We start from the raw sequence: 24,229 nt of genomic DNA on the forward strand, positions 1-24,229 counted from the left end.
GTAACCCGGCAGGACGCCGGGTTAGCCGCCCCGCGCCATGGATGGCGCGTGGCGGCGGCCCACGGATTCAAGCCTGTGTTCGGGCACACCGAGCCTAGGCGAGGTGCCGAGTGGTGGGGCAAGAGCGCTTTGGTTACTTTTGTCTGGGCCGGCATTCCGGCTTTTCGAAAGTGACCCGCCGTCAGGCGGAACCCTAAGTGGCCGTTACCGCAGGAATGGATATGTACTCGGTATAACAGGGTCGCCTGTCAGGCCGCCATCGCAGGCAAGCCAGCTCCCACAGTTTGATCGCAGGGAATCAGGTAGATAGGTGTCGGCTGGCAGGCCGTCATCGCAGGCAAGCCAGCTCCCACGTTTGGATCCTAGGGCGTCAGGTAGATAAGCGTCGGCCGTCCGGCCGTCGCGGAGCAAGCTCCCTCGACACAGGTTCAGCGTCGCTGCGCAGCCAGCCCCCTCATTTACTCCTTCAGCACTCGTTGAGTCCTTCACGAAAGCGCAGCGCCATCTTCTTCAACTCCTGGCGCCAGCCTTCCAACTCTTCGCGGCTCAAAGGCTTGGGCTCATCCTGTTCCAAGGCCACGGCGACGATCAGCGGCTGGGTGACATCCCCCTTGGGCACATGGGGAATACGCGGCGGCTGAAACATATCCGCATGGGCTTTGAGCAGCCGCGCCACCCAACTGTCGGGGCTCTGGGCCATTTCCACCAGTTCGGCCAACTCGGGGATGGCCATGGCGTCCAGCACTTCACGATTCATGATCATTTCTGCACGCGGCGCACCGGCCTGGGGTAGGCGGTAGAACCCGGCGATTTCATGGCAGAGCCCCAGCAAGGCACCGTACAGGTGGAACAACGCCGCTTCGCGCCCCGCCTGTACCAGAGCGATGGCGTTCATCTCTTTCCCTTCCTCGGCACGGCCAAGGGCCTCCAGGGATAAACCCGCGAAGTAAATTTTCTGGTTGGTACGGGTATAGAGTTCGTTGGCCATGACGGCAATCTCCACAACGAATAGGCATGATGCTGACTGCGTAGGAGCGAGCTTGCTGTGGCGAGGGAGCTTGCTCCCGCTCGACTGCGTAGCAGTCGCCAGCTATTGGGGGCGCTTCACACCCTAGCGCAAGCAAGCTTGCTCGCCACAACAAGCTCAATCCTACAGTAAGCAAAAGCCGTCTATACAGACGGCTTTTGGCGTTAACAGACTAGCGGATCAAGCGCCCTGGCGCTTGTCCTCGACCTTCCACTTGCCGCCGTCGTAGAACGCTTTCCAGCCAGTAGGCTTGCCGTCCACTTCGGTCTGCACGTACTGCTCCTTGGTCTTGCGGCTGTAGCGGATCACGGCTGGGCGACCATCCGGGTCCTTCTTCGGCGCTTCACACAGGAAGTGGTACTTCGGATCGATCTCGTCCTTGTGCGGCACGATCTCCATCACCAGTGGCGCACGGGTCTCGCGGTTTTTCGGGAACTGACTCGCAGCCAGGAACAGCCCCGAAGCGCCGTCACGCAGGATGTAGGTGTCGTTGACCTTCTCGCACTTGAGCTCGGGCATCTTCACCGGGTCCATCTTCGGCGGCGCCGCATCACCGCTTTTCAGCAGTTTGCGGGTGTTCTTGCAGGTTGGGTTGGTGCACCCGAAGAACTTGCCGAAACGGCCAGTCTTGAGCTGCATCTCGCTGCCGCACTTGTCGCATTCCAGGCTCGGGCCTTCATAGCCCTTGATGCGATAGGTGCCCTCTTCGATCTCGTAGCCGTTGCAATCCGGGTTGTTACCACAGATGTGCAGCTTGTGCTTCTCGTCCAGCAGGTAGGCGTCCATCGCCGTGCTGCAGATCGGGCAGCGATGCTTGCCACGCAGCACCAGCGACTCGGACTCACCCTCGTCGTCAGCCGCGATTTCATCGCCCGGCACCAGGTTGACGGTCGCCTTGCAGCGCTCTTTGGGCGGCAGGCTGTAGCCCGAGCAACCGAGGAACACGCCGGTGGAGGCGGTACGAATCTGCATCGGTCGACCGCAGGTAGTGCACGGAATATCCGTCATCACCGGCTGGTTGGCGCGCATCCCGTTCTCGGGGTTCTCAGCCACTTCGAGCTTTTTCTTGAAGTCGCCGTAGAACTCGTCCAGCACGTTTTTCCAGTCGCGTTCGCCCTGGGCCACGTCATCGAGGTTCTCTTCCATGCCGGCAGTGAAGCCGTAGTCCATCAGGTTGGAGAAACTCTCCGACAGACGCTCGGTCACGATGTCACCCATCTTTTCCGAATAGAAACGACGGTTGTGCAGCGCAACGTAGCCACGGTCCTGGATGGTGGAGATGATCGCCGCGTAGGTCGACGGACGACCGATACCGCGCTTCTCCATCTCTTTTACCAGGCTGGCTTCGGAATAACGCGCCGGCGGCTTGGTGAAGTGCTGGGACGGGTCGAGCTTGATCAGCTTGAGCGTGTCGCCCTGGGCCATGTCCGGCAGCACATCATCATCGCCAGGCTTAGCGATCTGCGGCATCACACGGGTGTAGCCGTCGAACTTGAGGATACGGCCCTTGGCACGCAACTCGAAATCGCCCGCGCCCACGCTGACGGTAGTAGACAGGTATTGCGCCGGCAGCATCTGGCAAGCCAGGAACTGGCGCCAGATCAGCTCGTAGAGGCGCTCAGCGTCGCGCTCCATGCCGCTCAGCTTGGCAGGCGTGGTGTTGGCGTCGGAAGGACGAATCGCTTCGTGAGCCTCTTGTGCGCCTTCCTTGCTGCTGTAGACGTTCGGCTTCTCCGGCAGGTAGGTCTTGCCGAATTCGCTTTCAATATAGGTACGCGCCATCGCCACCGCGTCTTGCGACAGGTTGGTGGAGTCCGTACGCATATAGGTGATGTAGCCAGCCTCATACAGACGCTGGGCCATCATCATGGTCTTCTTCACCCCGAAGCCCAGGCGATTGCTCGCGGCCTGTTGCAGGGTGGAGGTGATGAACGGCGCCGACGGCTTGCTGCTGGTCGGTTTGTCTTCACGCTTGACGATGCTGTAGCTGGAAGCCTTGAGCTTCTCCAGCGCGGCCATGGCCTGGGCTTCGTTCAGCGGTTTGAAGGCCTCGCCTTTCTCACGGGCCACTTCAAAGCGTACATTGGCGCCCTTGGCAGTGCCGAGGTCGGCGTGGACTTCCCAGTATTCTTCAGGGATGAACGCACGGATCTCGCGCTCACGCTCCACCACCAGCTTGACTGCCACCGATTGCACACGGCCGGCGGACAGGCCACGAGCGATCTTCGCCCACAGCAGTGGCGAGACCATGTAGCCGACGACGCGGTCGAGGAAGCGACGTGCCTGCTGGGCGTTGACACGGTCGATGTCCAGCTCGCCCGGCTTGGAGAAGGCTTCCTGAATGGCTTTCTTGGTGATTTCGTTGAACACCACGCGCTTGTAGCGGCTGTCATCACCGCCGATGGCTTCGCGCAGGTGCCAGGCAATGGCTTCCCCTTCGCGGTCCAAGTCCGTCGCGAGATAGATGGTGTCAGCATCTTTGGCGAGCCGGCGCAGCTCTTCGATGACCTTTTCCTTGCCCGGAAGGATTTCGTATTTGGCCTTCCAGCCATGGTCCGGGTCCACACCCATGCGCGAAACCAGTTGCTTGCGCGCTTTTTCTTTAGGCGTGAGTACCGGACCTTCGCCCGCGGCGGCCTTGCCGCGCTTGGCGGCAGGCTCCTTGCTGGCGCTAGCCGAACCGCTGGTGGGCAGGTCTCGGATATGGCCGATACTCGACTTCACCACGTACTCGTTGCCCAAGTACTTGTTGATGGTCTTGGCCTTAGCCGGGGATTCCACAATGACCAGCGATTTGCCCATGGATCGGAAAATTCCTGAATTCGAGAAGTGAAAGGCAGTTGGCGCCTGACGCGGCAACGCTATATATAGTGGCAACCGGATGAGGTCAAGCGCAGCATTCTGCGCGACCTGCCGTTATTGCCCTGTAAAAAGACTGGGTTCGGCCGTGACCAAAGCAAAGCGCGGGACCTGCTCGCCGTCAACTTCGACGGTCTCCAGGAACATGCTCAAAGGGCGCACCCAAAAGCCGTATTCGCCATACAGCGCTTGGTAAAACACCACTTCTTCTTCGGTTTCAGAGTGGCGCGCCACGCTGAAAACACGGTACTGCGGCCCCTTGTAATGCTGGTAGAGCCCTGGTTCGACTTTCATGCTCTGGCCCTCATGCAAAATTTGTTGAAAAAAAATATTTAAAAGTTCCAAAAAACAAAAACCGGGGCACTGGGCCCCGGCTTCCGTCAACCGAACGTTTAGACGCGTTCGAAGACGGTAGAGATGCCTTGGCCGAGACCAATGCACATGGTTGCAACCCCAAGGTTGCCGCCATTTTGCTTCATCACGTTAAGCAAAGTGCCAGAGATACGCGCACCGGAGCAACCGAATGGGTGGCCCAGGGCAATCGCACCGCCGTGCAGGTTAACCTTCTCGTTCATCTTGTCGAGTACTTTCAAATCTTTCAGCACTGGCAGGGCCTGTGCGGCGAAAGCTTCGTTGAGCTCGAAGAAGTCGATATCGGAGATGGAAAGGCCTGCGCGCTTCAAGGCTTTTTGTGTGGCCGGTACTGGACCATAGCCCATGATCGCCGGATCCACACCCGCCACTGCCATCGAACGAATCACGGCCAGCGGCTGGATACCCAGGTCCTGGGCACGCTGCGCCGACATCACGATCATGCACGAAGCACCATCGGTGATTTGCGAGGAAGTACCGGCTGTCACGGTGCCGCCCTTTGGATTGAAGGCTGGCTTGAGGGCCGCCAGGCTTTCCAGGGTAGTGTCCGGACGAATGGTTTCGTCGTAGTCGAACAGTTTCAGGAAACCATTCTCGTCGTAGCCGTTCATCGGGATGATTTCATCCTTGAACTTGCCTTCCACAGTCGCCTTGTGGGCGAGCTGGTGGGAGCGCAGGCCGAAGGCGTCCTGGGCTTCACGGGTGATGCCGTGCATTTTGCCGAGCATTTCCGCGGTCAGGCCCATCATGCCCGAGGCTTTCGCCGCGTAGAGGGACATGTGCGGGTTAGGATCGACGCCGTGCATCATGCTGACGTGGCCCATGTGCTCCACGCCGCCGACCACGAACACATCGCCGTTGCCGGTCATGATCGCTTGCGCAGCGGTGTGCAGCGCGCTCATCGACGAACCACACAGACGGCTGACGGTCTGGCCGGCCGCGGTGTGCGGGATCTGGGTCATCAACGACGCCATGCGTGCGATGTTCCAGCCCTGCTCCAGGGTCTGGTTGACGCAGCCCCAGATCACGTCCTCGACTTCGTTCGGGTCGACCTTGGTGTTGCGCTCCAGCACTTTGCTGATCAGGTGCGCCGACATGTCTTCGGCGCGGGTGTTGCGGTGCATGCCGCCCTTGGAGCGGCCCATCGGCGTACGACCGAAGTCGACAATCACGACGTCTCTTGGATTCAAGCTCATAAATATTCTCGCTCTAGTCGTCTGGGCACTTAACCGAAGAAGCTCTGGCCATTCTTGGCCATTTCACGCAGCTTCGCGGTCGGGTGGTACAGCGGGCCCAGATCAGCGTACTGATCAGCCAGGGCAACGAACTGGGCCACACCGATGGAGTCGATGTAACGCAGCGCACCACCACGGAATGGAGGGAAACCAATACCGTACACCAGGCCCATATCGGCTTCGGCGGCGGTTTCGACGATGCCGTCTTCCAGGCAACGCACGGTTTCCAGGCACAGGGCGATCATCATCCAGTTGATGATGTCTTCGTCAGACACCTCACGCTGTTCGTAGATGACCGGAGCGAGTACTTCGTGCACCGACGGGTCGGCCACTTTCTTCTGCTTGCCCTTCTTGTCGGCCTCGTAGGCGTAGAAGCCCTTGCCGTTCTTCTGGCCCAGGCGCTTGGCTTCGTAGAGTGCATCGACAGCCGAACGACGGTCGTCTTTCATGCGGTCCGGGAAGCCTTCAGCCATGACGTCGCGACCGTGGTGGCCGGTGTCGATGCCGACCACGTCCATCAGGTACGCCGGGCCCATTGGCCAGCCGAATTTTTCCATGACCTTGTCGATGCGCACAAAATCCACACCGGCGCTGACCAACTTGGCGAAACCGCCGAAGTACGGGAACAGCACGCGGTTGACCAAAAAGCCCGGGCAGTCATTGACCACGATCGGGTTCTTGCCCATTTTCTTGGCGTAGGCAACGGTGGTGGCCACGGCCAGCTCGCTGGACTTCTCGCCACGGATCACTTCCACCAGCGGCATCATGTGCACCGGGTTGAAGAAGTGCATGCCGACGAAGTTTTCCGGACGCTTGAGGGCCTTGGCCAGCAGCGAGATGGAAATGGTCGAGGTGTTGGAGGCCAGGATGGTGTCATCTTTGACCTGGGCTTCCACTTCAGCCAGTACGGCTTGCTTGACCTTCGGGTTTTCGACAACCGCTTCGACCACCAGGTCGACGTGGCCGAAATCGCCGTAGGACAGCGTAGGACGAATGCCGTTAAGCACTTCAGCCATTTTTGCAGCGGTCATGCGACCTTTATCAACGCGGCCCACCAGCAGCTTGGCGGCTTCGGCCAGGCCCTGTTCGATACCGTGCTCGTTGATGTCTTTCATCAGGATCGGCGTGCCTTTGGACGCCGACTGATAGGCGATACCGCCGCCCATGATACCGGCGCCGAGTACGGCGGCCTGTTTCACATCCTTGGCAATTTCGTCATAGGCCTTGGCCTTTTTCTTCAGTTCCTGATCGTTCAGGAACAGGCCGATCAGGCTCTGGGCCGCCGAGGTTTTCGCCAGTTTGACGAAGCCTGCCGCTTCCACTTCCAGGGCTTTGTCGCGACCGAAGTTCGCGGCCTTCTGGATGGTCTTGATCGCTTCAACCGGCGCCGGGTAGTTCGGGCCGGCCTGGCCGGCCACGAAACCTTTGGCGGTTTCGAACGACATCATCTGTTCGATGGCGTTGAGCTTGAGTTTTTCCAGCTTCGGCTGACGCTTGGCCTTGTAGTCAAATTCGCCGCTGATGGCGCCCTTGATCAGGTTCAGCGCGGCTTCGGCCAGTTTGTCCGGAGCCACTACAGCGTCGACAGCACCGACTTTCAGTGCGTCTTCAGCCTTGTTTTCCTTGCCGGCGGCGATCCATTCGATCGCGTTGTCGGCACCGATCAGGCGCGGCAGGCGCACGGTACCGCCAAAGCCTGGGTAGATGCCCAGCTTGACTTCCGGCAGGCCGATCTTGGCCGTCGCGGACATGACACGGAAGTCTGCCGCCAGGCACATTTCCAGGCCGCCGCCCAACGCGATGCCATTGATGGCAGCAACGGTCGGCACGTTGAGGTCTTCGAAATCGCTGAAGATCTTGTTGGCTTCGAGGTTGCCAGCCACCAGCTCGGCATCGGGCAGCTTGAAGTTGTCGACGAATTCGGTGATGTCAGCGCCGACGATAAACACGTCCTTGCCGCTGGAGACGATCACGCCCTTGACCGAAGCATCTGCTTTGATGGTGTCTACGGCCTGACGCAGTTCGTTCAGGGTTAGACGGTTGAACTTGTTGACGGACTCACCCTTGAGGTCGAATTTGAGTTCGACGATGCCACTTTCAAGAGCCTTAACCGTGATGGCTTTACCTTCGTAAATCATCAACTGATCTCCACGATATGGAAGCTGAACAGTACACACTGGACGCTGGTCTCTGGTTTGACATTGACAGTTGAATCAATGCTCACGCCAATCCGCCAGGCACACCCGCCAGTGCGATAGTCGGGTTTTGTATGAGTCGTCTGACAGGCAAACGCTCAATTCATACGCCCGTTTGATTTGGGTACGCCACCTTCATCCAATTCCGAGCAATTGTCAATCGCTCCAAAGGCTAGGAAAAACGCGACTTTCCAGTCATTTCAGAACCCGGCCCACAGGCTAGCCACCCGTCAATATTCAAATATTCACAGGATCAATAATAGAAAAGGTGTGGGAAAAAGCTGTACAGAAAGCAATACACGGCTAGGCTAGCGGCAACCTACAGATCTACCGGCCTGCCTGGCCACCTCCAGCCCGATGATGATGTCGGGCTTTTTATTGCCCGGCTTTCCTGTAGGAGCGAGCTTGCTCGCGAAAACCTGGAGAGCGCCGCGTATAGCCTGATTATCCGCGTTATCGTTGGCGATTTTCGCGAGCAAGCTCGCTCCTACAGGTGTGGGTCAGGCCAGGGCCTTGAGCAGCGTATCAATATCTTTCAGGACGCTCGCGTCGCCCTTTTCGCCCCAATACAGGGCAATCATTTGTTTGTCGGCCTCGACCTTGTAGATGTTTGCCGGCAGCGTTGCAAAATGCGGCAACAACTTCTCATCCACACAGGGTTCACGCCACTGATTAACCCACAGCCCCGGCTCCAGCTGCCAGTAGCTCCAGGTTGCGGGCGCGTTGCCGCGCCGCGGTCGGCAGTACTGCGCACAGGGGCTCGGCGGCTCCTGTTTGAGCCAGTGCGGCCACTCCTGGGGCGCCAACTGCATGGCCAACCCGATGCGGCGTGCCTCCATGCGCAGGGCCATGCGCCCACTCTGCTGGCGCGAAGGGCGCAGCCATACCAGGGGGCTTAAAACCACCGCAAGGATTGACACCACTATCCAGACCGTCATATGTGTACTCCCGAATTTCTAGATGAGCGGATTTGATCTGCGGCAACCCCATCCGCTTGAAAGCAGCCATACTGAACTTATTGCAGCCCCCCTGGAGGAACGCCTCATGCCCTACGAACATATTCTGGTCGCTGTCGACCTGACCGAAGAGTGCGATCCAGTGATCAAGCGCGCACAGGAATCCGCAATTGCCAATGGCGCCAAACTGTCGTTGGTACACATCGTCGAGCCCATGGCCATGGCCTTTGGTGGTGACGTGCCGATGGACCTTTCCCAGCTGCAGCAGCAACAATTCGACCAGGCCAAGGAGCGCCTCGACCGCTTGATCCTCAAGTATCCCAAAGTCAGCAAGGAAAATTCCCACCTTACCTACGGTCAACCGCGCCAGGAAATCCACCACCTGGCCAAAGAACAGGGTTGTGACCTGATCGTAGTAGGTAGCCATGGGCGCCACGGCCTGGCCTTGCTGCTGGGCTCCACCGCCAATGATGTATTGCATGGTGCGCCGTGCGATGTACTGGCCGTCAAACTGGTAAAGAGTTCGTAAGACCAATAGAGGTCTAATGTGGGAGCTGGCTTGCCTCCTCCCACAGTTGAATCGCATTTCATATTAAAAAGCCCGGCGCTCATGAAGAGTGCCGGGCTTTTTTATTGCGGGTCGATCAGTCAGGCATCCAGCTCGGCCCAACGCTCAACCAACGCTTCCAGCTCCTGGTTCAGCGTCTCCAGAGAGGCGATGACCTTGGCGGTTTCTGCCGCAGGGCGCAGGTAGAAGCCGGCGTCAGCCATTTCCGCTTCCACCGCAGCGATCTGCTGTTCCTTGGCATCGATATCGCCTGGCAAGGCTTCCAGTTCACGCTGCAACTTGTAGCTGAGCTTTTTCTTGGCAGGCGCAGCTTCAGCAGCCGGCGCTGGCGTTTCGGCAGCGACCGGAGCCACCACCGCCGTATTCAGGTCGGCCTTGCCCGACTTGCTCTCGGTCACGCCCAGCAAGCGCGGAGAACCGCCCTGGCGCAGCCAGTCCTGATAACCGCCCACGTATTCACGCACCTTGCCTTCACCTTCGAAGACCAGGGTGCTGGTGACCACGTTGTCGAGGAATTCCCGGTCGTGGCTGACCATCAGCACGGTGCCGTTGAAGGTCAGCAAGACCTCTTCCAGCAGTTCCAGGGTTTCCACGTCGAGGTCGTTGGTCGGTTCGTCGAGGACCAGCAGGTTGGCCGGCTTGCTGAACAGCTTGGCCAGCAGCAAACGCGCACGCTCACCACCAGACAAGGCCTTGACCGGCGTGCGCGCACGTTGCGGGCTGAACAGGAAGTCGCCCAGGTAGCTGAGTACGTGGCGGCTCTGGCCGTCGATGTCGATAAAGTCGCGACCTTCGGCGACGTTGTCGATCACGGTCTTTTCCAGGTCCAACTGGTGGCGCAACTGGTCAAAGTAGGCCACATCGATGCGAGTGCCCTCTTCGACCTTGCCGCTGGTCGGTTGCAGACCGCTGAGCATCAGCTTGAGCAAGGTGGTCTTGCCGGTACCGTTGGCGCCCAGCAGGCCGATACGATCGCCACGCTGCAGGACCATGGAGAAGTCCTTGATCAGGAACGGGCCGTCAGGGTGATGGAAGCTGACGTTCTCCAGCACCATCACTTGCTTGCCCGACTTGTCGGCAGTATCGAGCTGGATATTGGCCTTGCCGGTACGCTCGCGGCGCTCACTGCGTTCGACGCGCAAGGCTTTCAAGGCACGCACGCGGCCTTCGTTACGGGTGCGACGGGCCTTGATGCCCTGGCGGATCCAGACTTCTTCCTGGGCCAGCTTCTTGTCGAACAGTGCGTTGGCGGTTTCTTCAGCCGCCAGGGCGGCTTCCTTGTGCACCAGGAAGCTGGCGTAGTCGCCGTTCCAGTCGATCAGGCCGCCACGGTCCAGCTCGAGGATGCGCGTGGCCAGGCTCTGCAGGAATGCACGGTCGTGCGTGATAAACAGCACGGCGCCCTGGAAGTCCTTGATGGCCTCTTCAAGCCAGGCGATGGCGCCGATGTCCAGGTGGTTGGTCGGTTCGTCGAGCAGCAGCAGGTCCGGCTCGGACACCAGCGCCTGGGCCAGCAGCACGCGACGACGCCAGCCACCGGACAATTCGGCGAGGGTCTTGTCGGCCGGCAGTTGCAGGCGGCTCAGGGTGCTGTCCACCAGTTGCTGCAAGCGCCAGCCATCACGGGCTTCGAGGTCTTGCTGGACGTGCATCAGCTTGTCCAGGTCTTCCTCGGTGACGCAGTTCTGCGCCAGGTGATGGTATTGCGCGAGCAACTCGCCAACGCCATCCAGGCCTTCGGCTACCACGTCGAACACTGTCCGTCCGTCGGCCACCGGCAATTCTTGCGGCAATTCGCCGATCTTGAGGCCCGGGGCACGCCAGACAGAGCCGTCATCGGGCTTCTGGTCGCCTTTTACCAGCTTCATCATGCTGGATTTGCCGGTGCCGTTGCGGCCGATGATGCACACCCGCTCACCACGGGCGATCTGCCAGGACACCTTGTCCAACAACGGCATGGCGCCGAAAGCAAGGGACACATCGCTGAATTTGAGCAGGGTCATACGCTTCTCCAAAAACTGGGCGCGCATTCTACCTGACTTGAGGGTGGGATGCGGTCGGCATTTTCTCTATTGACACGTTCTGTAGGACATTTCCGGCGAACTTGAACGAACCAGCCAGCAAAGCTTTCGCGCGCCGATGGCAAAAGGCTAAGCTAGGGGCAATCAGTGTCGGCAGTGCCGGTGCTAGTCGTGATTTCTCTGCACGGACGTCTCATGCGCAGTCGCCTTTTCAATTTTTTATCTTGTCTGCTTCTTTCCGCCACTGCCGTTCAATCCGCCCAGGCGGTGGATCTCACCACTCAACGCCAGTATTACGATCAAGCCAAACGCGCCCTGGCCAAGGGCGACACCGGCCCTTACATGCAATACAGCCAGGCCCTGGCCGACTACCCGCTCACGCCCTATCTGGCCTATGACGAGTTGACCGCGCGCCTGAAAACCGCGAGCAACGAGGAAATCGAACAATTCCTCGCCAAACACGGCGACTTGCCCCAGGCCAACTGGATGAAACTGCGTTGGCTGCGCTGGCTGGCCGAACGCGGCGATTGGCAGACTTTTGAAAAGTACTACGACACCAAGCTCAATTTCGTCGAGCTGGACTGCCTGCATGGCCAGTACCAGCTCAGCCACAATCTGAAAGCCGAAGGCTACAAGACCGCCGAAAAACTGTGGATGACCGGCAAATCCCAGCCAGCCGCCTGTGACGCCACCTTTGGCCAATGGGCCGCTGCCGGCCAACTCACCGAGCAGAAGATCTGGGACCGCGCCAAGCTCGCCGCCGAAGCGCGTAACTACGCGCTGGCCAACAGCCTTGTGAAAACCCTGCCGACCCTTGGCGCCCAGGGCCGCCTGATGGTGGATGTGGCGCAAAAGCCGGACATGCTCAGCGACCCATCGCGCTTCCAGCCGGCCACCGAGGCCATGGCTGACGCCGTGGGCCTGGGGCTGCGTCGCCTGGCGCGCCAGGATCCGGACAAAGCCATGTCGCTGCTCGATGGCTACGCCAGCAGCATGCACTTCTCCCGTGACGAAAAGGTGTCGATTGCCCGCGAGATCGGCTTGACCCTGGCCAAGCGCTTCGACCCGCGCGCGCTGGAGGTCATGACCAAGTACGACCCCGAGTTGCGCGACAATACGGTTTCCGAGTGGCGTCTGCGCCTGCTGTTGCGCCTGGCGCGCTGGGAAGACGCCTACCAGTTGACCCGCAAACTCCCACAGGACCTGGCCAGCACCAACCGTTGGCGCTACTGGCAGGCACGCAGCCTGGAGCTGGCCGAGCCGAAGAACCCGCAAGCCTTGGTCCTGTACAAAAACGTGGCCAAGGAGCGGGACTTCTACGGTTTCCTCGCTGCTGACCGCTCCAAATCCCCTTACCAGTTGAACAACAAGCCGCTGGTGATGAGCCAGGCGCTGGTCAACAAGGTGCGCAATACCCCTGGGGTGCGGCGTGCCCTGGAATTCTACGCCCGTGGCCAGATCGTCGACGGTCGCCGCGAGTGGTACCACGTCAGCCGTCATTTCAACCGTGACGAGATGGTCGCCCAGGCCAAGTTGGCCTACGACATGAAGTGGTACTTCCCGGCCATCCGCACCATCAGCCAGGCGCAGTACTGGGACGACCTGGACATCCGCTTCCCGATGGCCCACCGCGACACCCTGGTGCGCGAAGCCAAGGTACGCGGCCTGCACTCCAGCTGGATCTTTGCCATCACCCGCCAGGAAAGCGCGTTCATGGACGATGCCCGCTCCGGCGTCGGCGCCAGCGGCCTGATGCAACTGATGCCCGGCACCGCCAAGGAAACCGCACGCAAGTTCAGCATCCCCCTGGCCTCCCCGGCCCAGGTGCTGGACCCGGATAAAAACATCCAGCTCGGCGCTGCTTACCTGAGCCAGGTGCACAGCCAGTTCAACGGCAACCGCGTGCTCGCCTCCGCTGCCTACAACGCCGGCCCAGGCCGCGTGCGCCAATGGCTGCGCGGCGCAGACCACCTGAGTTTCGACGTATGGGTGGAAAGCATCCCCTTCGACGAAACCCGCCAGTATGTGCAGAACGTGCTGTCTTATTCGGTGATCTACGGGCAGAAGCTCAATTCACCGCAGCCTTTGGTGGATTGGCATGAGCGGTACTTCGACGACCAATAAGGCTCTGAACCTGCTTCTAATGTGGGAGGGGGCTTTTGCCCCCCGATTGCAGGCTGTCAGTCACACGCCTATTGCTGATCCGCCGCTATCGGGGGCAAGCCCCCTCCCACAGGGTCTGCACTGAACTGCAACGCCGCCAACCGCGCATACAGCGGGTTGCTCGCAATCAACTGCTGATGCGTGCCCACCGCCACCAGCTTGCCCTGGTCCATCACCGCAATGCGGTCGGCATTCTTCACCGTGGCCAAACGGTGGGCGATCACCAGCGTGGTGCGCCCCTGCATCAGTTGCGGCAGCGCTTGCTGGATAAGGTGTTCACTCTGGGCGTCGAGGGCGCTGGTGGCTTCGTCCAGCAGCAGGATCGGCGCGTCGACCAGCAAGGCGCGAGCGATGGCCAGGCGTTGGCGCTGGCCGCCGGAAAGGCCCTGGCCACTTTCACCTAAGTGGGTCTGGTAGCCGTCAGGCATTTTCAGGATAAAGTCGTGGGCGTGGGCGATTCGGGCGGCGGCTTCAACCTGGGCGATGGTGGCAGAGGGGTTGCCGTAGCGGATGTTGTCCTCGACGCTGCCGAAGAACAACGCCGGGCTCTGGGACACCAGAGCGAAATGGCGCCGCAGGTCTAACGGGTCAAGCTCGGTCAGCGGCTGGCCTTCGAGCAGGACGCGGCCTTGCTGGGGGTCGTAGAAGCGCAGCAGCAGATCGAAAATCGTCGATTTGCCCGCACCGGACGGCCCTACCAAGGCCAGGGTTTCGCCCGGGTTGATGGTCAGGTTCAAGCCGTCGATGGCATAGCTGTCCGGTCGCGAAGGATAGGAAAAGCGCAGGTCTTGCAGTTCCATGCGGCCACTGACCCGTTCCGGCAAACGTACGCCGCCAGTGGCCGGCGCCTGGATCTCGTTGCCTGACTGCAACAGCTCACCGATACGCTCGGCCGCCCCGGCGGCACGCTGCAACTCGCCAAGCACTTCGCTCAGAGTGCCAACGGCGCTGCCGACAATCAGGCTATAGAACACGAACGCCGCCAGCTCACCGCCGGAAATGCGTCCGCTGATCACGTCCATGCCGCCCACCCACAGCATCACGCCTACCGCGCCGAGCACCAGCATGATCACGAGGGTGATCAGCCAGGAACGCTGCAAGATGCGTTTACGTGCCGTGACAAAGGCGTCCTCGACGGTAACGGCGAAGCGCTGTTCGTCCTGCACCTGATGGTTATAGGCCTGCACGGTCTTGATCTGGCCCAGCGTCTCGGCGACATAGCTGCCGACGTCCGCGATACGGTCCTGGCTCAAACGCGACAGACTGCGCACCCTGCGCCCGAAGATCAGAATCGGCGCCAGCACCAGCGGCAACGCCACCACCACGATGCTGGTGAGCTTGGGGTTAGTGATAAACAGCAACACGATGCCGCCGATCACCATCAGGGCATTGCGCAGAAACAGCGACAGTGATGAGCCGATCACCGATTGCAGCAAGGTGGTGTCGGTGGTCAGCCGCGACTGGATTTCCGAGCTGCGGTTGTTCTCGTAGAAGCCTGGGTGCAGGTAGATCAGGTGGTTGAACACCTGCCGGCGAATATCGGCCACCACCCGCTCACCAATCCACGACACCAGGTAAAACCGCGTGAAGGTGCCCACGGCCAGGCCGAGCACCAGCAGCATGAACAGGCCGATTGACTGGTTGAGCAGGTGTGGCGACTGGGTCATGAAGCCCTGGTCCACCAACAGGCGTATGCCCTGCCCCATGGACAAGGTGATGCCAGCGGTGACGATCAGCGCCAGCAGTGCGCCAAGCGCCTGCCAGCGGTAGGGCGCGATAAAGCGGCTGGCCAGGCGAATCGCACGGCGTTGACGGATTGAGAACATGGAAGGATCACCAATGGAGAGTCTATACATCAACATTGGGGGAACTTGCACAAATAACAATGAGTCAGGTTAATTATGCCCACCGATGCAGGCCGCTAGAGGCTATCGGTCTAAGACTCATCTGGAAATATGTACCGGTTTCTGGTGGACTGGGTGTTCGAACCGATGAGCGTGTAAGGAGTTGTAACAGCGCGTTCATGCGGAGGAATTAAAGTAGGTACACAACCTGATGAGGAGACAGGCCATGACCTTGCAAAACAGCAGCGACGCCAAGATTGAAGTGATCCGCCAGCCGCAGCGATTGCCTTGCTCGTATATCGATGCCAAAGGCCGGGAAGTGCAGATTACCGAAGAAATGATCCAGCAAGCCTGCAGCGAGCTGGAACAGCGATTGGTCAAGCCCGCCCAGCAAGGCTGAAGCGCCCACGCTCTTTCAGACCCGGCCCAGGTGGCCGGGTTTTTTATGAGTGTTTACAGCGTTTCAGCGCCCAGGGCCGAGACGATAACGGCCAGTACCGCTGACTCACCCTTGATCCGCACCTTCAAGCCATCGATCTCGCGACGCTCCGGATAGTGCTTGCGCAGCAGGTCGAAAGCTTGGCGCTGCTCCTGCACAGTGCCCACCAGGCTGCGACGGAAATCCGCGTCGTCACGGCGTGGGTCGTACACACTGCGGCACAACGTCGCCAGCGCCCAGGCCGGGTCCGTCTCAGGGTTCAGGTGCATCTCGGCCAGCCAGGGGGCCGGTAGCAAATCACTCAGTCGAATACTTGGTTCCTGGCCCAGGTACGCGCACAGCGCCTGGTAAATCTGCGCGGTGCCACGCTGCTTGCCATCAAGGCTGTAACCGGCGATATGGGGCGTGGCCAGCACGCACAGGTCGGCCAGATCGACGTCCACCTCGGGCTCGCCTTCCCACACGTCCAGCACCGCTTGCAGGTCTTCGCGCGCCAGCAACACCTCGCGCAGGGCCGCGTTGTCCACCACCGCGCCCCGGCTGGCGTTGATCAGCCAGGTGCCCGGCTTGAGCTGTTCCAGGCGCTGGCGATCAAGCAGGTGCCAGGTGGAACCGTTGCCGGACTTGATCAGCGGCGTATGCAAGCTGATTACGTCGCACTGTTCGATGATCTGCTGCAGGCTGACGTAGTCGCCGTCTTCGGTAATCTGGCGCGGCGGATCGCACACCAACACATTCCAGCCCAGGCCCTTGAGCACCTTGACCAAGCGCCCGCCGACTTCGCCGGCACCGACGATGCCGTAGGTGCGCTGCTTGAGGTCAGCGCCTTCGATTTCAGCCAGGGTCTGCAAGCTGCCAAGCACGTAGTCCACTACCCCGCGCGCATTGCAGCCGGGCGCGCTGGACCACTGGATACCCGCTTGCTTGAAGTAGTCGAGGTCCAGGTGGTCGGTGCCGATGGTGCAGGTGCCGACAAAGCGCACGTTACTGCCCTCAAGCAGGGAACGGTTGACGTTGGTCACCGAGCGCACCAGCAGTACATCGGCCTGCTCGACGGTGGCGCGGTCGATGGAACGGCCGGGCACGCGGCGAATCTCGCCAAACCCTTCGAAGAATGCATCGAGCAGCGGGATATTTTCGTCGGCAACAATCAGCATGGCAGGCTCCTTTGGCGGATTGGCAGTGTACAGAAGATCCTGTGTAGGAGCTGGCTTGCCTGCGACTGCATCGACCCGGTTTGCCTGATGTACCGAGGTGCCTGCATCGCAGGCAAGCCAGCTCCCACAGGGGTCAGCGCTGGCCTGGGCGCATCGCTTACAAATCCCTAACACAGGTTTTTTCCTGACCGCTGCGTCAACGCGTAGAATCCGCCGTCCTTGCGACTGCCTTTTTATTGGACACCTGTACGTGAACACTGCCACCGCTCCCCTCTCCCGCCCCGCCCGCATCAGCCGGGAAGTGCGCGGCCTGCTGACGCTGGCCTTGCCGATCATGATTGGCCAACTGGCCACCACCGCCATGAGCTTCGTCGATGCGGTGATGGCCGGGCGCGTGAGCCCGCAGGACCTGGCGGCGGTCGGCCTGGGTAACTCGATCTGGATCCCGGTGTACCTGCTGATGACCGGCACCTTGCTGGCCACCACGCCGAAAGTGGCCGAGCGTTATGGCGCGGGAAAACTGACCGAGATCGGCCCGTTGGTGCGCCAATCGTTGTGGTTGGCCGTGGTGGTCGGCCTCTGCGGTGCGCTGCTGTTGCTGTGTGCCGAGCCGATCCTGCATGCGATGAAGGTCGAGCCCGATCTGATCGAGCCGTCCATGGGTTACCTGCATGGCATCGCTGCGGGGATGCCGGCGATTGCGCTGTATTATGTGCTGCGCTGCTTCAGTGATGGCCTGGGCCGTACTCGGCCGAGCATGGTCATGGGCCTATGTGGCCTGGCGCTGAATATCCCGTTGAACTACATCTTCATCTACGGCCATTTCGGCGTGCCGGCCATGGGCGGCGTGGGTTGCGGCTGGGCCACGGCCATTGCGATGTGGGTGATGATGCTGGGCCTGGCCGGCTGGACGCGCTGGGGCCCGGTGTACCAGAGCAGCGAACTGTTCAAGCGCTTCGACTGGCCGCAATGGACGGTGATCAAGCGCATCCTGGGCATCGGCCTGCCGATTGGCGTGGCGATCTTCGCCGAGTCGAGCATTTTCGCAGTGATTGCCCTGTTGCTCGGCAGCCTGGGCGCTACCGTGGTTTCCGGCCATCAGATCGCGCTGAACGTCAGCTCCCTGGTGTTCATGATCCCCTATTCCCTGAGCATGGCCGTCACCGTGCGCGTCGGCCAGGCGTTGGGGCGCGGCGAACCTCGGGAAGCACGCTTCGCCGCCGGCGTCGGCATGGGCACCGCACTGGCGTATGCCTGTTTTTCCTGCAGCTTGATGCTGTTGTTTCGCGAGCAGATTGCAGCGATCTACACCCCCGACCCGGTGGTGATCCACCTGGCGTCGATGCTGATCGTGTTCTCGGCGCTGTTCCAGTTCTCTGACTCGATCCAGGTCACCGCCGCCGGCGCATTGCGCGGCTATCAGGACACCCGGGTGACCATGGTGCTGACCTTGTTCGCCTATTGGGGCGTGGGCCTGCCGGTGGGTTACGCCCTGGGCCTGACCAACTGGCTCGGTGAGCCCAGCGGCCCGAGCGGTTTATGGCAAGGCCTGATCGTGGGCTTGAGCTGTGCGGCGGGGATGTTGGTGGTGCGTCTGGCGCGCAGCGCACGCCGACGCATACGGGCCGAAAAGGCGCAGGCTTAATCGGCTTTTTTGCGGATCCAGTACAGGTAGGTGCCAGCATCTTCCTGCTGATCCACCAGTTCGTGGTCGAGAAACACGCAGAACTTGGGGATATCCCGACGGGTCGACGGGTCGGTCGCGATGACCTTGAGCAGGCCGCCCGCCGGCAGGTCGCGGATGTGCTGGTGCAGCATCATCACGGGTTCCGGGCAGTTGAGGCCGGTGGCGTCGAGGGTGCCATCAACCGGCTGTTCAAGACTCATACTTCACTCCTAAAACTGGCACCGCTCAACAATGTGGGAGCGGGCTTGCCCGCGATGACGGGGGCACATTCAACATAAACTTCGACTGTTATACCGCTTTCGCAGGCAAGCCAGCTCCCACATTTAATATCAGCGGCTTTTGGATTTCTTTACATCTACCAGGCGGCGCAGGTGACATGTCACCTCTTCGCGGTCGTGGTAGAGCTGCTTGCAGCCGATCTCCACACGAATGCCGCGCGCCTTGAAGCCCTCTTCGATGCGCTCCAGCAAGCGCTTCACCTCGGCGTAACGCTGTTTCATCGGCAACTTCAGGTTCACCACCGCCTCGCGGCAATGCCCTTCGCCAATCCAGGTTTCCAAGAGTGCCGCGTTGCGCGCAGGTTTCTCGACGATATCGCAGACCATCCAGTCCACCGGCTGCTTGGGCACGAAGGTGAAGCCGTCGGCCATCAGGTGTTGCACCAGGCCGGTGTCCATCAGGCTTTCGGCCATGGGGCCGTTGTCGATGGCGGTCACCAGCATGCCACGGTTGACCAGTTGCCAGGTCCAGCCGCCCGGTGCTGCGCCGAGGTCGACGCCGGTCATGTCGCCGTGCAGGCGTTCGTCCCACTGGTCACGGGGGATGAAGTGGTGCCAGGCCTCTTCCAGCTTGAGGGTCGAGCGGCTGGGCGCATCACGCGGGAACTTGAGGCGCGGGATGCCCATCGGCCACATCGCCGAGTTGTTCGACTCGGCCAGGCCCATGAACACTTCGCGGCCGCTCTTGAAGGTCAGCAGCAGGCGCGGCTTGCTCGGGTCGTCCACCAGCTTGCCGGCGTTAAGCAGGGCTTTGCGCAGGTGCACTTCGAATTTCTTGCAGAAGTTCGACAGTTCCTTGCCGTCATTGGTGTCGACCATCTCCAGCCACAAGCTGCCGCACAGCGGAAACTCGCGCAGGTGGGCGAGGATCACGCTGATGCGGTCGGTTTCCGGCAGGTCGATAAACACCCCGCGCGCCCACTGCCTGGGGAAGATCAGCTCGGCAAAGCGCTGGCCGTGCATCAGGCGCTGGGCGCCGTCTTCTTCGGTGCAGACAAATTCGGCGCAGGCGCTGCCGGTCTTGGCCTTGGCGTAGCCGGAAACGTTCAGGCGCGCAGCGTGCTCCGCGATCTCGGAACAGACTTCGCCTTCAAAACCCGGGCGGCAGTGCATAAAAAGGGTGTTCATTGAATCTCCTGGTGAATCAACCGGCGTTGCGCTATCGCAATACCTGTCATGAAAACGCGCGCATGATAGCCGAGTTCGGAACCTTGGACTCAGCGATAGAGTCCAGTTATTAGCCTGCTAATGAAAACAGCGCTAACGTGATAGCTCTGTTCGTCCCGTCAGGTCCGTAGCCGTGCGGACCATAAGGAGTCATGTAATGTCATCCCTTGATAGCCTGAGAACCCTTAAGACACTGCAAATAGACAGCAAAACCTACCACTACTTCAGCCTGCCCGAAGCCGCCAAGAGCCTGGGTGACCTGGACAAGCTGCCGATGTCCCTCAAGGTGCTGCTGGAAAACCTGCTGCGCTGGGAAGACGCCAAGACCGTCACCGGCACCGACCTCAAGGCCATCGCCGCCTGGCTCAAAGAACGCCAGTCCGACCGCGAGATCCAGTACCGCCCCGCTCGCGTGCTGATGCAAGACTTTACCGGGGTACCCGCCGTGGTCGACCTGGCCGCCATGCGCGCTGCCGTGGCCAAGGCCGGGGGTGACCCACAGCGCATCAACCCGCTGTCACCGGTGGACCTGGTGATCGACCACTCGGTGATGGTCGACAAGTTCGGCACCACCAGCGCATTTGAGCAGAACGTCGATATCGAGATGCAGCGCAACGGCGAACGCTACGCCTTCCTGCGCTGGGGCCAGAGCGCTTTCGACAACTTCAGCGTGGTACCACCGGGTACCGGCATCTGCCACCAGGTCAACCTCGAATATCTGGGCCGCACCGTGTGGACCAAAGAGGAAGACGGCCGCACCTACGCCTTCCCCGACACCCTGGTCGGCACCGATTCCCACACCACCATGATCAACGGCCTCGGCGTATTGGGCTGGGGCGTGGGCGGGATCGAAGCCGAGGCGGCGATGCTCGGCCAGCCGGTGTCGATGCTGATCCCGGAAGTGATCGGCTTCAAGCTCACCGGCAAGCTCAAGGAAGGCATCACCGCCACCGACCTGGTGCTGACCGTCACGCAAATGCTGCGCAAGAAAGGCGTGGTGGGCAAGTTCGTCGAGTTCTACGGCGACGGCCTGGCCGATTTGCCCCTGGCCGACCGCGCTACCATCGCCAACATGGCACCGGAATATGGCGCGACCTGTGGCTTTTTCCCGGTGGATGAGGTGACCCTGGACTACCTGCGGCTGTCCGGTCGCCCGGCTGAGACGGTCAAGTTGGTGGAAGCCTATACCAAGGCTCAAGGCCTGTGGCGCAACGCCGGCCAGGAGCCGGTGTTCACCGATACCCTGGCCCTGGACATGGGCACTGTCGAGGCCAGCCTTGCCGGGCCCAAACGCCCCCAGGACCGCGTCGCCCTGCCGAATGTAGGCCAAGCGTTCAGCGACTTCCTCGACCTGCAATTCAAGCCCACCAGCAAAGAAGAAGGCCGCCTGGAAAGCGAAGGCGGAGGCGGCGTTGCCGTGGGCAATGCCGACCTGGTCGGCGAGGCGGATTATGAATACGAAGGCAACACCTATCGCCTGAAAAACGGCGCCGTGGTGATCGCCGCGATTACCTCCTGCACCAACACCTCCAACCCCAGCGTGATGATGGCGGCCGGGCTGGTGGCGAAAAAAGCCGTGGAAAAAGGCCTGACCCGCAAGCCCTGGGTGAAAAGCTCCCTGGCGCCGGGCTCCAAAGTGGTCACCGACTACTACAAGGCTGCGGGCCTCACCCAGTACCTGGACAAGCTTGGCTTCGACCTGGTGGGCTACGGCTGCACCACCTGTATCGGCAACTCCGGGCCCCTGCCCGAGCCGATCGAAAAAGCCATCCAGAAGGCAGACCTCACCGTGGCCTCGGTGCTGTCCGGCAACCGTAACTTCGAAGGCCGCGTGCACCCACTGGTGAAAACCAACTGGCTGGCCTCGCCGCCCCTGGTGGTCGCCTACGCACTGGCGGGCACCGTACGCATCGACATCAGCAGCGAACCGCTGGGCAACGACCAGCAGGGTAACCCGGTGTACCTCAAGGACATCTGGCCCAGCAGCCAGGAAATCGCCGAGGCCGTGGCCCAAGTCAGCACCAGCATGTTCCACAAGGAATATGCCGAAGTGTTTGCCGGCGACGAGCAATGGCAAGCCATTGAAGTACCGCAGGCAGCCACCTACGTGTGGCAGCAGGATTCCACCTACATCCAGCACCCGCCGTTCTTCGACGACATTGCTGGCCCGCTGCCGGTGATCGAGGACGTCAAGGGCGCCAACGTGCTGGCCCTGCTGGGGGATTCGGTAACCACCGACCACATCTCCCCTGCCGGCAATATCAAGGCCGACAGCCCGGCCGGGCGCTACCTGCGCGAACAGGGCGTGGAGCCGCGTGACTTCAACTCCTACGGCTCACGCCGGGGCAACCATGAAGTGATGATGCGCGGCACCTTCGCCAATATCCGTATCCGCAATGAAATGCTCGGCGGCGAAGAAGGCGGTAACACGCTGTATATCCCTACGGGCGAGAAAATGGCGATCTACGATGCCGCCATGCAGTACCAGGCCTCGGGCACACCGCTGGTGGTGATCGCCGGCCAGGAATACGGTACCGGCTCCAGCCGCGACTGGGCGGCCAAGGGCACTAACCTGCTGGGCGTCAAGGCGGTGATCGCCGAGAGCTTCGAGCGTATCCACCGCTCCAACCTGGTAGGCATGGGCGTGTTGCCGTTGCAGTTCAAGCTGGATCAGAACCGCAAGACGCTCAAGCTCACTGGCAAGGAGAAGATCGACATCCTCGGGCTGACCGATGCCGAGATCGAGCCGCGGATGAGCCTGACGTTGGTGATCACTCGGGAGGATGGCAGCAGCGAGAAGGTTGAGGTGCTGTGCCGGATTGATACCTTGAATGAAGTGGAATACTTCAAGGCGGGTGGGATCTTGCACTACGTGCTGCGCCAGTTGATCGCCTCTTAAGAGCAACGCAGATCAAAGGTGGGAGCTGGCTTGCCTGCGAAAGCGGTGGGTCAGCCAACATTTTTATAGCTGATACTCCGCCATCGCAGGCAAGCCAGCTCCCACAGTTTTGATCACATTCCAGGCATAAAAAAGGCGCTGCATCTATCGATACAGCGCCTTTTTTAGGGTGTGCGGTTTAGCCGAACAGCCACGTCCACAGCAGTACCAACACCACCACCGCCAGCACCGGTCGCGCAATGCGGTAGGCCTTGGGATGCTTGCGCTTCCACTGTTTGACCTGGCCGCTGAACTTGTCGCTGAAGGTCTTGCTCCAGGCGTACGCCTGGTTGATGCCGCCCACGCGCTCGTCATCGAGGTTCTGCGGTGCGGTTGCGCGGCCCAGCTGCTTGCTGACCCAGCGGTTGATGCGGGTCATCACGCGGTTGCTCAATGGCCGCTCGATGTCGCAGAACAGGATCACACGGGTCTGTTCGGTTTCGTTTTTCACCCAGTGCACGTAGGTTTCATCGAACATCACGTCTTCACCGTCGCGCCAGGCGTAGACCTGGCCGTCGACGAAGATACGGCAGTCGTCGGAGTTCGGCGTGGACAGCCCCAGGTGATAACGCAGGGAACCGGCAAACGGGTCGCGGTGCGGGTTGAGGTGACTGCCGCCCGGCAACAGCGCAAACATCGCGCCCTTGACGTTAGGGATGCTGCTCACCAACGCCACGGTCTTGGGGCACAGCGCCTCGGCCGATGGCAGCGGCTTGTCGTACCACTTGAGGTAGAAACGCTTCCAGCCCTTCTTGAAGAACGAACCGAAACCGGCGTCGTTGTTCTTTTCGGCAGCGCGGATGTAGCCCTCGTCGAACAGGTGCATGGCCTCTTCGCGGATCACTTCCCAGTTGTCCTTGAGCACATCCAGTTCCGGGAACTTGCTGCGGTCCAGGTAGGGCTTGGACGGCACCGCGGAAAACAGGTACATCAGGGCGTTATACGGGGCGAACAGCGCCGAATGGTTGACGAACTGACGCAACATCGGCAAACGGGCTTTGCCACGCAAGTGCACATACAGCGTGCTGCCGATGAACAGCAGCAACACCGACAGTTTGGCGGCCAAAGAAAAGGTCATGCAGCAACTCCTGGAAATAAGCGCCTGGCCAGCAAATTTCCGTCAATGGGAAACCAGACGTAACAGCCGGCCATGATAAACACTTGAGCCATTATGCAGAAGGCCCAGACCGACCGGGTGACATACATCAACCTTGTGGCGAGGGAGCTTGCTCCCGCTGGAGTGCGAAGCGCTCCCAAGATAGTGGGGCTGCTGCGCAGCCCAGCGGGAGCAAGCCCCCTCGCCACAGGGTTGCTCTTAAGATC

General features: G+C 60.7%; 17 protein-coding genes. 5 read left to right on the top strand and 12 right to left on the bottom strand.

What is annotated here, in order from left to right; translation table 11 throughout:
• Window positions 1–466: 466 nt before the first annotated feature.
• The 6 genes from GIV35_RS25365 to GIV35_RS25390 all read right to left on the bottom strand — a co-directional run bounded on the left by GIV35_RS25365 (window position 467) and on the right by GIV35_RS25390 (window position 8,626).
• Window positions 467–988: a DUF6586 family protein gene (locus GIV35_RS25365; protein WP_054898792.1), complete on the bottom strand. Its 522-nt coding sequence runs from the start codon at window positions 986–988 to the stop codon at window positions 467–469.
• Window positions 989–1,207: 219 nt separating this feature from the next.
• Window positions 1,208–3,829: a type I DNA topoisomerase gene (topA, locus tag GIV35_RS25370; RefSeq protein ID WP_003189652.1), complete on the bottom strand. Its 2,622-nt coding sequence runs from the start codon at window positions 3,827–3,829 to the stop codon at window positions 1,208–1,210.
• Window positions 3,830–3,943: 114 nt separating this feature from the next.
• Window positions 3,944–4,180: a DUF1653 domain-containing protein gene (locus tag GIV35_RS25375; protein ID WP_003189651.1), complete on the bottom strand. Its 237-nt coding sequence runs from the start codon at window positions 4,178–4,180 to the stop codon at window positions 3,944–3,946.
• A gap of 98 nt (window positions 4,181–4,278) precedes the next feature.
• Window positions 4,279–5,454: an acetyl-CoA C-acyltransferase FadA gene (gene fadA, locus GIV35_RS25380; protein ID WP_003189650.1), complete on the bottom strand. Its 1,176-nt coding sequence runs from the start codon at window positions 5,452–5,454 to the stop codon at window positions 4,279–4,281.
• 29 nt (window positions 5,455–5,483) lie between these two features.
• A complete protein-coding gene (gene fadB / locus GIV35_RS25385) occupies window positions 5,484–7,631 on the bottom strand; it encodes a fatty acid oxidation complex subunit alpha FadB (RefSeq protein WP_236264975.1) in 2,148 nt (715 codons plus the stop codon).
• Between the two features lie 557 nt (window positions 7,632–8,188).
• Window positions 8,189–8,626 (bottom strand): hypothetical protein, encoded by a 438-nt coding sequence (locus GIV35_RS25390; RefSeq protein WP_236264972.1) that lies wholly within the window; start codon window positions 8,624–8,626, stop codon window positions 8,189–8,191.
• Between the two features lie 106 nt (window positions 8,627–8,732).
• On the opposite strand from GIV35_RS25390, the gene GIV35_RS25395 reads away from it, so the two are divergent.
• A complete protein-coding gene (locus tag GIV35_RS25395) occupies window positions 8,733–9,173 on the top strand; it encodes a universal stress protein (RefSeq protein WP_034126643.1) in 441 nt (146 codons plus the stop codon).
• A gap of 119 nt (window positions 9,174–9,292) precedes the next feature.
• Here the strand turns inward: GIV35_RS25395 and GIV35_RS25400 are convergent, their stop codons facing one another.
• Window positions 9,293–11,215, bottom strand: coding sequence for an ATP-binding cassette domain-containing protein (locus GIV35_RS25400; protein ID WP_034126642.1), 1,923 nt, complete (start codon window positions 11,213–11,215; stop codon window positions 9,293–9,295).
• Window positions 11,216–11,428: 213 nt separating this feature from the next.
• On the opposite strand from GIV35_RS25400, the gene GIV35_RS25405 reads away from it, so the two are divergent.
• Window positions 11,429–13,357 carry a transglycosylase SLT domain-containing protein gene (locus tag GIV35_RS25405; protein ID WP_200649060.1) on the top strand — a complete coding sequence of 643 codons (1,929 nt, stop codon included), beginning with the start codon at window positions 11,429–11,431 and terminating at the stop codon, window positions 13,355–13,357.
• Between the two features lie 68 nt (window positions 13,358–13,425).
• Here GIV35_RS25405 and GIV35_RS25410 read toward each other — a convergent pair whose 3' ends face one another.
• Entirely contained in the window at window positions 13,426–15,252 is a 1,827-nt protein-coding gene (locus GIV35_RS25410) for an ABC transporter ATP-binding protein/permease (protein ID WP_168220190.1), read from the bottom strand.
• A gap of 214 nt (window positions 15,253–15,466) precedes the next feature.
• Between GIV35_RS25410 and GIV35_RS25415 the strand changes: the two genes are divergently transcribed.
• Window positions 15,467–15,640: a PA1571 family protein gene (locus GIV35_RS25415; RefSeq protein WP_168220169.1), complete on the top strand. Its 174-nt coding sequence runs from the start codon at window positions 15,467–15,469 to the stop codon at window positions 15,638–15,640.
• Between the two features lie 53 nt (window positions 15,641–15,693).
• Here GIV35_RS25415 and pdxB read toward each other — a convergent pair whose 3' ends face one another.
• Complete coding sequence (pdxB, locus tag GIV35_RS25420; protein WP_236264971.1) at window positions 15,694–16,836, bottom strand: 4-phosphoerythronate dehydrogenase PdxB; 1,143 nt, start codon at window positions 16,834–16,836, stop codon at window positions 15,694–15,696.
• 250 nt (window positions 16,837–17,086) lie between these two features.
• Here pdxB and GIV35_RS25425 point away from each other — a divergent pair, with 250 nt between their 5' ends.
• A complete protein-coding gene (locus GIV35_RS25425) occupies window positions 17,087–18,481 on the top strand; it encodes an MATE family efflux transporter (protein WP_213153439.1) in 1,395 nt (464 codons plus the stop codon).
• Here GIV35_RS25425 and tusA read toward each other — a convergent pair.
• The gene (gene tusA, locus GIV35_RS25430) at window positions 18,478–18,723 is read right to left on the bottom strand and encodes a sulfurtransferase TusA (RefSeq protein ID WP_020302891.1); all 246 of its coding nucleotides are present in this window, start codon (window positions 18,721–18,723) and stop codon (window positions 18,478–18,480) included. The two genes, GIV35_RS25425 and tusA, sit on opposite strands and share 4 nt — an antisense overlap.
• Before the next feature lie 129 nt (window positions 18,724–18,852).
• Window positions 18,853–19,929 carry a 23S rRNA (cytidine(2498)-2'-O)-methyltransferase RlmM gene (rlmM, locus tag GIV35_RS25435; protein ID WP_105226166.1) on the bottom strand — a complete coding sequence of 359 codons (1,077 nt, stop codon included), beginning with the start codon at window positions 19,927–19,929 and terminating at the stop codon, window positions 18,853–18,855.
• Window positions 19,930–20,125: 196 nt separating this feature from the next.
• On the opposite strand from rlmM, the gene acnA reads away from it, so the two are divergent.
• The gene (acnA, locus tag GIV35_RS25440) at window positions 20,126–22,867 is read left to right on the top strand and encodes an aconitate hydratase AcnA (protein ID WP_236264969.1); all 2,742 of its coding nucleotides are present in this window, start codon (window positions 20,126–20,128) and stop codon (window positions 22,865–22,867) included.
• A 178-nt stretch (window positions 22,868–23,045) separates the two neighbouring features.
• Here the strand turns inward: acnA and GIV35_RS25445 are convergent, their stop codons facing one another.
• A complete protein-coding gene (locus tag GIV35_RS25445) occupies window positions 23,046–23,984 on the bottom strand; it encodes an aspartyl/asparaginyl beta-hydroxylase domain-containing protein (protein WP_236264967.1) in 939 nt (312 codons plus the stop codon).
• Between the last annotated feature and the right edge of the window lie 245 nt (window positions 23,985–24,229).

Origin of the sequence: Pseudomonas sp. PA-1-6B, assembly GCF_021609545.1 — a bacterium.
Taxonomy (GTDB): Bacteria; Pseudomonadota; Gammaproteobacteria; order Pseudomonadales; family Pseudomonadaceae; genus Aquipseudomonas; species Aquipseudomonas fluorescens_BV.

Coding starts and splice junctions, on each gene's coding strand:
- GIV35_RS25365 (WP_054898792.1), bottom strand. CDS start 988: ATGGCCAACGAACTCTATACCCGTACCAACCAGAAAATTTACTTCGCG.
- topA (WP_003189652.1), bottom strand. CDS start 3,829: ATGGGCAAATCGCTGGTCATTGTGGAATCCCCGGCTAAGGCCAAGACC.
- GIV35_RS25375 (WP_003189651.1), bottom strand. CDS start 4,180: ATGAAAGTCGAACCAGGGCTCTACCAGCATTACAAGGGGCCGCAGTAC.
- fadA (WP_003189650.1), bottom strand. CDS start 5,454: ATGAGCTTGAATCCAAGAGACGTCGTGATTGTCGACTTCGGTCGTACG.
- fadB (WP_236264975.1), bottom strand. CDS start 7,631: ATGATTTACGAAGGTAAAGCCATCACGGTTAAGGCTCTTGAAAGTGGC.
- GIV35_RS25390 (WP_236264972.1), bottom strand. CDS start 8,626: ATGACGGTCTGGATAGTGGTGTCAATCCTTGCGGTGGTTTTAAGCCCC.
- GIV35_RS25395 (WP_034126643.1), top strand. CDS start 8,733: ATGCCCTACGAACATATTCTGGTCGCTGTCGACCTGACCGAAGAGTGC.
- GIV35_RS25400 (WP_034126642.1), bottom strand. CDS start 11,215: ATGACCCTGCTCAAATTCAGCGATGTGTCCCTTGCTTTCGGCGCCATG.
- GIV35_RS25405 (WP_200649060.1), top strand. CDS start 11,429: ATGCGCAGTCGCCTTTTCAATTTTTTATCTTGTCTGCTTCTTTCCGCC.
- GIV35_RS25410 (WP_168220190.1), bottom strand. CDS start 15,252: ATGTATAGACTCTCCATTGGTGATCCTTCCATGTTCTCAATCCGTCAA.
- GIV35_RS25415 (WP_168220169.1), top strand. CDS start 15,467: ATGACCTTGCAAAACAGCAGCGACGCCAAGATTGAAGTGATCCGCCAG.
- pdxB (WP_236264971.1), bottom strand. CDS start 16,836: ATGCTGATTGTTGCCGACGAAAATATCCCGCTGCTCGATGCATTCTTC.
- tusA (WP_020302891.1), bottom strand. CDS start 18,723: ATGAGTCTTGAACAGCCGGTTGATGGCACCCTCGACGCCACCGGCCTC.
- rlmM (WP_105226166.1), bottom strand. CDS start 19,929: ATGAACACCCTTTTTATGCACTGCCGCCCGGGTTTTGAAGGCGAAGTC.
- acnA (WP_236264969.1), top strand. CDS start 20,126: ATGTCATCCCTTGATAGCCTGAGAACCCTTAAGACACTGCAAATAGAC.
- GIV35_RS25445 (WP_236264967.1), bottom strand. CDS start 23,984: ATGACCTTTTCTTTGGCCGCCAAACTGTCGGTGTTGCTGCTGTTCATC.